General features: G+C 63.3%; 7 protein-coding genes. 3 read left to right on the top strand and 4 right to left on the bottom strand.

Annotation, left to right across the window (positions count from 1 at the left end; all coding sequences use genetic code 11):
- Positions 1-79 precede the first annotated feature (79 nt).
- Positions 80-1852, bottom strand: a complete 1773-nt coding sequence (locus tag KIH74_RS35470) for a reverse transcriptase/maturase family protein (RefSeq protein ID WP_372492178.1) — start codon at positions 1850-1852, stop codon at positions 80-82.
- A gap of 427 nt (positions 1853-2279) precedes the next feature.
- Positions 2280-3611 carry an IS256 family transposase gene (locus KIH74_RS35465; RefSeq protein WP_372492177.1) on the bottom strand — a complete coding sequence of 444 codons (1332 nt, stop codon included), beginning with the start codon at positions 3609-3611 and terminating at the stop codon, positions 2280-2282.
- Positions 3612-3825: 214 nt separating this feature from the next.
- Between KIH74_RS35465 and KIH74_RS35460 the strand changes: the two genes are divergently transcribed.
- From KIH74_RS35460 to KIH74_RS35450, 3 genes are all read left to right on the top strand, one after another.
- A complete protein-coding gene (locus tag KIH74_RS35460) occupies positions 3826-4050 on the top strand; it encodes a hypothetical protein (protein WP_214160839.1) in 225 nt (74 codons plus the stop codon).
- A gap of 342 nt (positions 4051-4392) precedes the next feature.
- Entirely contained in the window at positions 4393-5058 is a 666-nt protein-coding gene (locus KIH74_RS35455) for a hypothetical protein (protein WP_214160838.1), read from the top strand.
- A gap of 165 nt (positions 5059-5223) precedes the next feature.
- Entirely contained in the window at positions 5224-7884 is a 2661-nt protein-coding gene (locus KIH74_RS35450) for a hypothetical protein (protein ID WP_214160837.1), read from the top strand.
- Positions 7885-7963: 79 nt separating this feature from the next.
- Here the strand turns inward: KIH74_RS35450 and KIH74_RS35445 are convergent, their stop codons facing one another.
- Together KIH74_RS35445 and KIH74_RS35440 are read right to left on the bottom strand one after the other, a co-directional pair.
- Positions 7964-8932 (bottom strand): DUF4192 domain-containing protein, encoded by a 969-nt coding sequence (locus KIH74_RS35445; RefSeq protein ID WP_214160836.1) that lies wholly within the window; start codon positions 8930-8932, stop codon positions 7964-7966.
- 150 nt (positions 8933-9082) lie between these two features.
- On the bottom strand, positions 9083-10813 hold the full coding sequence (locus tag KIH74_RS35440; RefSeq protein ID WP_214160835.1) for a ParB/RepB/Spo0J family partition protein: 1731 nt from the start codon (positions 10811-10813) through the stop codon (positions 9083-9085).
- Between the last annotated feature and the right edge of the window lie 588 nt (positions 10814-11401).

Here is an 11401-nt window from a genome sequence, read left to right as displayed (position 1 = left end):
CCCGATGGATGGGTCCTTTTCCGCGCGGCCTCCCGCCGAACCGGGCATGCGAGTTTCCCCGCACCCGGCTCTCCAGTGATCATTTCCGTGGTTGTGCTGGCAAGGTCGCGTGAATCGAGCTGTGGCAGGGACCGCAGACGATCAATGTCTTTCTGCGTTTCCTTGCCATCGTCTCTTCCCAGAGGTGCCTTGTCCTTCCCGTCCCTGTGAGGTCGGCGAGTCGACGGATTTGATGGATCTGGATGTCTTCCGTGTTCTCGCAGAGTTCACAGCGGCCTCGGATCAGTCGTCTGGTGACTTCTCGTTGGCGTAGGGGGTTGGGGATGCGATCGCGGATGACCGCGGTCTTGTTCCGCTTCAGCGGGATCCCTCCGAACCGCGCGACCAGTCCTTTCCTGCCGGGCCTGTCAACCGTGGCCTCGAAACACGTGCGGAGCCCTTGCGGTGTGACGACTTTGGTCTTGTGACGGACGATCAGTCGTGACACGGGCGTGCGGTGTTTCGTGGCCAGGGTTTTCAGCATCGCGGTCTGCATGGCCCATTCGAGCCGGTTCAGTCGGTAGACGTTCCCGGCGAGCAGGTAGTACTGGACGATGCCCCGGTATTGCGCCCCGAACGTGGCGACGATGCTGTAGTCATCACGATTCACCAGATCGAGGCGGGCAGCGGGTTTACCGTGCCGACGATAGGGGGCGCTCTTGGCCTTGATCACTGCCGGCGGGACACTGAGTTTGATGAAGCCGCCGGTGAACCGGCGCCCCCGTCGTCCCTTGGTGTCGTCGCTGTGAGCGCAGATGTCGTAGCCGAGGAACTGTGCCGCTTGTGAGCGGGCGTTGGTGATCAGAGTCTTTTCCTGCGATAGTTCGAGTTTCAGCTCATGTCGAAGGAATTGGGTCAAACGACTCTTGATCTGCTCGGCTTCGGCCTTGGGGCCGGTGAACCCGAGGAGATGGTCATCGGCGTAGCGAATGTATCGCAGCCGCCGGTAGCCGGGGTCATGCATGTCCAGGCTCGGCATGGTCCGGCGCTGCTTTCGCAGGCTGGCCACCCCGGCCCGGTCACCGCGTTTGCGGCCCCGCTCGATCGCTCCGGTCAACCGTTGGTAGGCAGGATTGAACTTCCTGCGCCCTCCTCGGGTGTATTCAGGGATGAGGACGTCCTCGACAAATCTGTCCAGCCGGTCCAGATAGATGTTGGAGAGGACAGGCGAGGCTACGCCGCCCTGGGGGGCCCCTGAGAACGTCGCTCCCCAGACCCAGTCCTCCAGATACCCGGCCTGGAGCATGTTGCGCACCAGCCGGAGAAACCGCTTGTCGTGGATTCTTTCACCCAGGATCGTGAGCATGATGTCGTGATCCAGAGACCCGAAACAGTCCCGTAGGTCTGCTTCGATGAACCACGTGGTCCCGGTCCAGGTGAGCGCCACCTCGGTCAGGGCCGTGTGACATCCCTTTCCGGGGCGAAACCCATGTGATCGGTCGGAGAACATCGGCTCGTAGTACGCCTCAAGGATCAGGCGGATCACTTCCCCGACGAGCTTGTCCGACCATGTCGGCATGCCCAGCGGCCGCGTCGCCCCGTTCTTCTTCGGGATATGGACGCGGCGTGATGGCGAGAATCGGTAGCGTTCGTGGCGCATCGCATCAATGATGCGTCCGACCTTCACCGTCGACATGCCGTCGGCGGTCTCCTCGGTAACCCCCGGCGTCATCGCTCCGCCATTGGAGTAGATCCGGCCGTGGGCCAGCAGGTAGAGCTGCGGGTTGAACAGTTGGCGATACACCTCCTCCAGCGGCAGATTTTGTCGGCCGCGCTCACGTAGGACACCCAGAACTGTTTCGGCGCTCTGCATTTCGCATACCTCCCCGTTCTTGAGTGTCCAGATCACCTGTGCTCCTTCGCCCTGTGAACGGCTTTCCCGCTCTCCGTGGCCGGGCGCGACTCCGGCGACTACTACGAGCACTCCGTCGCCGTAGGACTCGCGTCCCGTAGGCGATCCCACGTTCGTCCCTGTCGTACGAATAGCGCGACGTAGGAGCCCCACTCATCCCCTTCAATGCCCTCACTGGGCATCGCCCGCGCTCCGGAAGGTGCATCCGCCAACGAAATAGACGAACGCAGAGCACGGCACCGGTTTCAGATGCCATTTCCGGCGGATGAAACATTGCATCGCTGGAGATTGGGATTCAGGCAATCCAGCCTTCGCCATATCGCGCGGGCCCACCACCGCGTCGTTCCCGGGACTATCCGATTGCCGGTGTAACGCGGCCCAGCGTTGATTAGTTGGTGGTGCTGGGGGTCAGGCGGCCTTCAAATGTGTTGGCGAAGGCGTTGAGTGCGGGCTTCCACCTGACCACCCACTTTGCCCTACCCCGTCCGGTGGGGTCCAGGGAACGGGTGACCAAGTACAGGCATTTCATCGCGGCCTGCTCGGTCGGGAAGTGCCCGCGGGCGTTCACGGCGCGGCGGTAGCGGGCGTTGAGCGACTCGATTGCGTTGGTCGTGCAGATGATCCGCCGGATCTCGACGTCGAAGGCCAGGAACGGCGTTAACTCCGCCCAGGCGCTGCGCCAGAGCCTGGTGATCGCCGGATATCGGTGTCCCCAGATCTCGTCGAAGTCCTCGAGTCGCTCGGCCGCCGCGGCCTCGGTGGCGGCGGTGTAGATGGGCCGCAGGTCTTTGGCGAGCTTGTCCCAGGCCTGGCGGGGTGCGTAGCGAAAACTGTTGCGCAGCAGATGAACGACGCAGGTCTGGACGATCGTGCTCGGCCAGACGTTGCTCACCGAGGCCGGCAGGCCCTTGAGTCCGTCACACACGAGCATGAGGACGTCCTCGACCCCACGGTTCTTGATCTCGGTCAGAACCTGCTGCCAGAACTTCGCTCCTTCACCAGCCTGGGAGTCCTCGCCGGCCCACAGTCCGAGGATGTCTCGCTCGCCGTTGACCGTGACGCCGATCGCGACGTAAATCGGCCTGTTAGTGACCTTTCCATCGCGGATCTTGACCATCAGCGCATCGACGAAGACCACCGGATAGACGCGATCCAGAGGACGGTTCTGCCATTCGACCATCTCGGCGATCACCGCGTCGGTGATCCGCGAGATCTGGTCCTTGCCGACACTCGCACCGTAGATCTCGGCGAAGTGCGCGCTGATCTCGCCCGTGGTCAAACCCTTGGCCGTGAGCGACAACACGATCTGGTCGATCGAGTCCAGACGACGCTGGCGCTTCTTGACGATGACCGGCTCGAAGGAGGCGTCGCGATCGCGCGGCACGTTGATCTCGACCGGCCCGACCCCGGTGAGGACGGTCTTGGAGCGCCGGCCGTTACGGGAGTTGCGACCGTTGCGGCCCTCGGGATCGTGGGCGTCATAGCCGAGGTGCTCGCTCATCTCGGCCTCGAGCGCGACCTCCAGGACCCGCTTGGTCAGCTGGGCCATCAGCCCGTCCGGGCCGACCAGATCAGCGCCGGAAGCCTTCGCCGCCGCGACCAGATCCGCCGCCAGCCGCTGCTGGTCCTCACACGCCAGGAAAGTCCCGATGGCCTCACCAGCATCACCCGAAACATGCTCCTGACTATCGCCACTCGTCGATCTCTGAGCCCCCGTCATGGGCTCGATGGTGTCGGACATGTCCTACTCCTGTCCGCCGAACGATCAAGCTCGGCAGGTCAGGCCGGACCCCGTTACACCGTTAACCGGACAGTCCCGGATGACGAGCAGGCCTAGAGTTGCGTCGAGAGTTGCACTGTCGCGGCTTGTTCCGGTGCCGGGTACACTCGCTGTCAATGGGTCCGACGCGGGCTCATCCTGAGGAGAAGGATCCATGCAGGACGATGCTTTCAAAGCCGCTCGGGAACGGGCCGCCGCGAAAGGCTGGGCACTGTACCGGGACGACTCCGGTCGCCCCGGAGCCACGGGCCGATACACGCTCGACGGGCCCATCCCGCGATCGGCGGTGAGCAACACGAAGGTGTTCAGCCCGAAAACAGCGAAGTGGCCCTACGCAACACTCGCCGAAGCAGAACACGCCATCGACGAACTGAAGTAACTCGAGTGCCAACGGACCGGCCCACCAACCACGCAGGTGGTGGTGCGGGCTTGACGGGGCGCGGCTGCGAGGCCGCCTTGCCGTCCAGCTCTAGGAATTGAGCAGCGGCTCCGCCGCTGGGCCCCGACGCGATGGATTCCGCTCCGGCAGTCCGACGTAATGGCGTCCTTAGTACCCCATGGACGCTACGGACGCCTGAGCTCGCTGGACAAGGCCCTGATACGAGCGATAGGAAAGCTCGGTGGCGTGTTTGGCAGAAGAACCATCGGATCGGCTGCTACGTGAGACCGGAGGTCATCGGAGCGCCGGCCGACTCCGCAGAGTCATTAAGCTAGACCCTCGATGACGGAGAAGCCCCCGGAGTTAGATCCGCGCCAGCAAGGCCTCGTTGAGGCGTTGGCAGGACGGAGCTCGAAGTTGGCCGGTCTCTATCGCACCGGGCTGCTCACTCTTCTTTCCGGGCCGGTGCCCGGATGTGAGGCTGCGCATGTCGCTGTGGTGTGCCACTGCATGCGCGAGTTGATGAACGGACTGCCTTCCGCTATGAGCACGATTGTGATCGACAGGCCGAAGCCGTCCTCGGGTGCGCTTCTTGCGCGCCTCCCAGGTCTGTCGGCCGAATACCCCGGTGTTGATCTGAGACTTGATCAAGAACTGATTCCCGTTCCCAAGAAACTTGCCCAAACGTTCGCGGATATCATCAGTGCGCAAGTGAAGGAAGAAGGCCGCAACAACAAGAACGCGGCCGCTTTCATCACGGGGGATCCCGAAGAGATCAGTCCCGTAATCGAGCATTGGAAGAAGGCCCAGAAATTTTTTGTCGGATGGGCACACCTCGACCGCAACCATGACGATCGACGCGAACTGCCGGGCGTCGATGTTATCCTTGATAATATCCGTGTCGTCGAAGATCTTATCGAGGCCCGAACACGCGCATTCTTCGACAATGTCCAGTCTATTCATGATCTGCTCGCCGAGATTAATGCGACTACGAACGGGGGCGAGTGAATCCCCATGTACAAGGTTCCCGCGGACAGTGAAGTTCAGGCCCTCTTGCGGAAGGTCACGACGCCGCAGCTACGGCAGGTCTTCTTTGAGGGTCTAGAGAACCCGTACTGGGTCGGGCCTCTTGCTAAGGCAGGGGGGTTTAGCCCTCCATTAGAACCGTCCATTATGGATGGAAACCTGATTCAGGAAGCCTACTGGCCCGAAATGGAATACTTGGTTCGTGTTGCCGAAGCGGTTCCGCGAGAGGTCATGGATGTCGTCCTCGGCGTGGCTCAGAGTAGCAACTCGTGGGTTCGTCGTGGAGTTTTTGAGATTTCGGCTAAGGTGCCTCCGGGCGAAGTGGAAAGACTGGGGCCCGTCTTCAAGTCGTGGACCCCTAAAGGCTTCGGGCGCCGCACTAATCCTCGTGATCTGGTGCGCGTGGCCGTCAGCCTGCAGGGCGGCACGGACCGGAAGCTGGCTACGTGGTTCGCCAATGCGCTCTTCAGGCCAGAAAAACTGTCCGGACATGGGATAAGTGCAGTCTTTGACGAATATTGGTATGAAGAAGGGCTTCGAGAATTCTCCAGCTCTCTGGGCGGCAGTTGTCTTGGGCTTGTTCTTTCCTGGCTTGAAACGTACGAACGCCAGGTTGGGCACTTCGGGCAGGATGTTGACCTCACGTTTATTGAACGGGAGTCGATCCGGAAACGAGATGACTCGATTCATGGAGTCCTTCAAGCGCTGGTCGACACGGTCCGGGATCTTGCAATCGAGACAATGTCGACCGATGTCGAGTCGACGATGGCGATACTCGCTCGCTCGAAAATGATCTTGGCGAGAAAGATTACGCTCCACGCCCTTGCCGAAGCGCTCAAGAAGACGGCATCTGTCGATCATGGAAGCGCTCTGTTCGCAGCATCGTCACACATACTGCTGGAACCGGCGTCTACAGACGATGTCTGTCGAATCGAGTACGGGGAACTGGCGCGGGCCATGGCAACCCTGTCACCGAAGCCGTTGGCGGGGCTCGAAACGGCATTAGTGGTCGGCTTGGGTGCTTACCGCGAACGAGTCCGTCACATCATTGTCGAGAGGGGTGTCCCGGAGGGCGAGCAAGAAGCGCAACTCGCTGACCGCGAGGAAGTTTGGACCCATCGAATGTTGTCAGCAATCGGCATAGACGCCCTCCCTCAGGCTCTCCGGTCCAGGCTGCAGGAACTCGACGAGTTGAGGGGCGTCATCGACTCTCCGCTTGAACCGGTGAGCCGTGCAACGACCTGGATTGGGTCGAATAGTCCGCTCTCCAGCCAAGAGATGTCGATGATGAGCCCCGCCCAACTGCTTGCCCACCTCGAATCATGGCGAAGCAGTGCCACCGGCTGGGGCCCTGAACCTACACACTCGGGTCAAGGCCAGGAGCTAGCAACCCTTTTGGCCACGAATCCCAGGGCGCTCGCTGGGATGCCGCGGCTCGTCGAGCGATTGCGGCCCATCTACCTTCGTTCCATCCTTGACGGTTGGCAGGCCGCCCTCAAGTCCGGACAAGAAGTTGATCTGTCCCAGATGGCGACGCTGCTGAGAGATGTTCTTGGCCATGCCAATGCGTCGACGTTCCCAAGGGAGGGGGACGCCCTCGACGATGACGGCGACTTCCGTTATGTGAAGAAGGCCGCCGTGGGACTGCTCGAAGAACTTGCCAAGGATCGAACTTCTCCGTTGCCTGCTGAAGCCATGGAGGAGTTCGCCTCGCTGCTGATCGATGATGCCCAGGACGAGGATGCTTGGGAGGAATACCACAGCAACGCCGGCGAAAACGGCATGGATCCACTCACCGTTTCCTTGAATTTTCAATGGCCTGTGCGCCTGCGCGGGCTGATCTACCTCCTCAACTGGGGATCGGGCACTGCCTGGTTCAATGCCGCGAAGCGCGCTCTTGTCAAGGAACTGGACCGGGATGATTCCCATGGTGCCTCGCACGCAGTGCTTGGCGAAGGGCTCGGCCGCCTCCTCCGCGCTGATCGCACGTGGGTCACCGAATCTAGTGCGACGTGGTTCGGCAACAATCATGAAATCACCGGCCCTCAGCAGGTCGCTTTCAGTACGGCCATAGCTGTTCACCATTATCACCCGGATCTGTTTGCCCTGCTCTCTCAGTCGATGCTGTCCGTCATCGCTGCAGCCGAGCCGATCCGCGTTGGTTGGAAAGGGCACCCGAATGACCCAGTGCAACGCATCGGTGAATGGCTCATAGAAGCCATCATTCGCGATGACAGGTCGATGGACGATCCGGTCGCCGAAGCCTTCTTCGCAACCGCCTCGGCCGAAACACGAGGACACGCAATAGGGTCCATTGCCTGGTCATTCATGCATTCGGAGCATGTCGATGGCTCAATCCGCGATGGCCTGGCAAGGCTTTGGGATCTGCGCGTCGCGCGCGTGGTCGATCATCCAGAAGACATTGCTGAACTCAGCGGCTTTCGCTGGTTCGTCCGGAGCAACAAGTTCGGCCCCGAGTGGTGGCTCCCGAGATTCCAACAGCTAGCGGCGCTAGACCCTGCACTGGCGGGCGAAGAATATTCTATTGGAAATCAGTTGGCCGAAGCCTCAAAAACTGATCCTGTCAGGTCATTTCGAGTCCTTGAAATCCTTCTGGACCGCCCAGATCCACATTATCTGACCCACCACGACCTGATGCGGGACGCTGCTCCCGTGGTCTTGGCGCAGGCTTTGAACTCGGACGACGAGCAACTTGTCAACGACGCTCGCAACTACATGAATACTCTGGGTGAGCGAGGGAACCTGCAGATAGCGGCCCGGGTGGGCTCGGTCCTCGATCAGCTTTAGCAACCGCGCAGTATCTCTATGCTCAATTGGGATACGGTTAAAATACAAAGTCTTTTGTACCATTTACCGCTGCTGTCCTCTACTCATCCTCGCCTTGAGTCACGCCATGAGCGGGAGCAAGAATGTTCACTCGGATGTCCTCGGGGCTCATCGCCAATTCCATGGCCCGGCCCAACAGCTGGGCCAGCGTATAACGGCGGTCTGTGTGTAGAGCACGAGTGAGGGCGGAGCGCGCCAGGATGCTGTGGCCCTGCTGGTAGGCGGAGAACGCGGCCAGGGTGGCGACCGGGGCCACCCATGCCGGTGGTGCGTACGGCAGGAGACTGCACCAGGTCCAGCAGGTGTGCTCCTCGTCCGAGCGGATCACCAGCGCGTCCCGTACATAGAGGTCTCTCAGCGCGTCCAGGACACTCGCGGCCTCGTCGATGCTCCAGCGAAGGGGGCGTTCCCGGCGAGCGTCCAGAGCCTGTTGGGCGCCGGTTTTGCGCTGGGATCGGCTGCGGCCGGCCGGTAGAGCGGTCAGGGCCTGCCGGACCTCGGCGATGATGTGCTGGGGGAGCGGGGCGGTGGCCTCGTCGATGTCCTGGCGTGATCCGGCGGGAATGCCCCGGGCGAGAGTGAGGGCCATGGCCACGGACGGGTTGTCCCGTCCAGGGGTTCCGGGGCCGGTCGGCGCTGCCTGGTGGAGGTGGTGGTGCCACCAGCGGCCGTGGGCGCTGGTGATCGTCCATCCGAGGGACACCCCGGTCGGCAGGCCGTTGCCCACCTGGACCAGGTCGGCGTGCACCCGCTGGAGGATCTGGTCGTTGACCGTAGTGGGAAAGGCGACAACGTGGATGCTGTCGGCCGGTGCCTTGATCAGGGCCTGGTGAATCGAGGTCCACACCGCGTGCTCGGTGATCGCGCTGAGGTCGACGCGGGCGGTCAGGACGATGGTGCGTGCCTGGGTAGCGACGATCACGAGGTCGTCGCTGAGGTGCTGGATCCCGAGGATCAGCGGAACAGCATGCACCAGCGCTGCGGGGTCGTTCAGGCGGATGCGTGGCACTGGAGCCGACGGAGTGCTGTTGGGCGAATGCGGGTGGGAAGGGTTTTCGGCGTTCATGATTCAACGTCCTGTCATGGCGATGCGCGTGCGGAGAACGGGGGAGAGGCGGGGTGGGCCCGAGCCGGTTCGGCTCGGGCCACCCCGTGTGGATCAGTGGTGCGAAGCGGCGACCAGCTCGTCCAGAACCGCGTCGGTCCCGGCGGGCGCGACGGCCTCGAACTTCTGCGCCGACTTGGCGATGTCGTCCAGGCCCGCGGGGTCCGTCTGCGGGGTGCTCACCTCGGACGCAGCCTGCTCGTCGTCCAGCTCGTCCCGGGGCGCCGGGCTCTCAGCGTCGTCCGCACTGAAACTCGCATCGTCTTTCGGGTCGTCCATGGTGTCGTTCTCGTCGGGCTCGTCGTCCTGATCGTCTTCGTCGGCAGCCTCGTCCTCGTCCTCGTCGTTGGTGGCGTTGGCGAGTTGGGTGATGTCGGCGTGCAGGCGTTGTTCGGCTTCGGACAGTTCGTACCCGGCGGCCGTCAGCCGGTCCAGGTAGGCCACACCGGCGGCTGGGTCCACGTCCCAGCGCTGCGCGGTCAGGGAGTCCAGGTTGTTCTCGGAGGTGGTCAGCCAGCGGGCCACCACGATCCGCTGCAGGCGGTCCATGCCGGCCCCGGCGGCGGCGTCTTCCAGGCTGGCGAGGGTGGCCGGGATCCCGGCCAGGCTCAGTGCCAGGTCGGCGGACTGGGGGTTGCTGATGCGTGTCTTCTCCGGGCGGGCGGCGATGAACCTCAGGGCGTCGGGGAAGAGTTTCTTCGCGGTCTTGGCGGTGGCGTATTTCTCGTGGAGGAACCGCCGGCGGATCTGGGCGGCGTCGGCCAGAGCCTCGTGGTGGGCGATGCGCTCGCGTTCGGCGGCGGCTTGGGCTTTGCGTTCGGCGTCGGGGACGTAGCGGGTGCGCTGGGTGCGGGTGTATCCGGAGGCTTCGGGGTCCAGGCAGAGGATGATCACGCGGGGCGTGTAGTCGGTGTTGATCCACGCCGCGAACCCCGGCTTGGTCTTCACTTCCTCGGGGTCCAGGGGCTGGCCGTCGGTGTCCAGGAGGGTGGAGGCTTCGGCCTCACGGGAGGTGTAGGGCCAGTTTTTGGGGGTGGGGACGATCTTGACGCCGGCCAGGGTGAGTTCGGCCTTCAACCGGTCGACGGTTTCGCGGCGTTCGCGTTTGCGGGTCTCCTCGGCCAGGGCGTGGGCGAAGCCCCAGGTGGTGTGGTCCTTCTTCAGGATCCGGCCCATGGCCTTGTCGTCGTCGGCGAAGCTGTTGAGGGCGGCGATCTGGGTCAGGTCCAGCGTCCCGGCCTCGACCGCCGCGGCGGCCTGGGGGCGGGCGGTGGCGGGCAGGTCGTTCAGGGCCAGCCGGGACCGGACCCGTTCGGCGGGCAGGGCGAGGGTGGACTCGATCTGTTCGGGGGTGACGTCCAGGAGGGCGAGCTGGCGGTAGTAGTCGGCCTCTTCCAGGACGGACAGACCTTTGCGGTTGAGGTTCTCGCCCAGGATCCGCAGCAGCTCGGTGGCCTCACCGGCGTCCTGCGCGATCAGGCACGGCACGTCCGGCAGCTCCAGACGCAGGGCCGCCTCGCGGCGAGTGTGACCCGCGATGACCCGCCACAGCGGCTCGGCCTCGGCGCGTTCGCCGGACGTGCGGTCCTCGACCGGGTCGAGCGGGTTGAGCGGGTTGAGCGGGTCGGTCGGGTCGGTCGGGTTGATGGGGACGACCAGGAGGGTTTGCAGGATGCCCAGGGCGGAGATGGAGGCCATCATCTCGGTGACCGCGGATTCGGCGATGACCCGGTTGCGGTCGTTGGGGATGAGCTGGCGGGGAGGGATGTCGGCGAACGTGCTCATGACGCAGCAGGTTTCCTTCGGTGCGAGGGGACAGGCACGGCACCGCGGGTGCGGCACCGGCCGTTCTGACCGAAGGCGTTGCATGCCTCCCGGCGGGCGGCCGGGCAACGGGGACGAGCGGGGAAGATCTTGACGAGCCGCTCTTGCGAGACAAGATGTTCCGCGCCCCCTTGCCCGGTCCCGGGCCAGGGAGGCAAGACTTCCAGGGCAGAACCAGGAACCGCATCGATCCCGGCGTACCCAGCAGCGGCAAGAAACACCACACAGAAGGGAGTTTGCCGTCTGAGGCACTTCCGGCCGATGCTTCGAGGCGAGGGGAAACGGAATGGGTCAGGGCAGCGAGAAGTTCGCTGGACTCGCCTCGGACCGCGATGCTCCGGCGTACGCCATGGGTCCAGCGGGATCTGAACCCGTTACCGGAGGTATCGGCTCATGGACCGGGCGGAGCTAGGACGGGAGCATGCTGATTTCGAGTGTCAGGAGAATGTCGTCGGCGCGGTGCCTGCCATGAAGTGTGCCCAGACCGGGGAGTAGCTGCAGCCGTGCGAAATGGAAGTCGCTGATGGTGTCGCGGTCCCAGGGGGATGG

This window comes from Kineosporia corallincola, from assembly GCF_018499875.1.
Classification (GTDB): domain Bacteria; phylum Actinomycetota; class Actinomycetes; order Actinomycetales; family Kineosporiaceae; genus Kineosporia; species Kineosporia corallincola.
The sequence above is the reverse complement of the archived record's forward strand: the minus strand, read 5'-3'. Positions and strand labels throughout refer to the sequence as shown.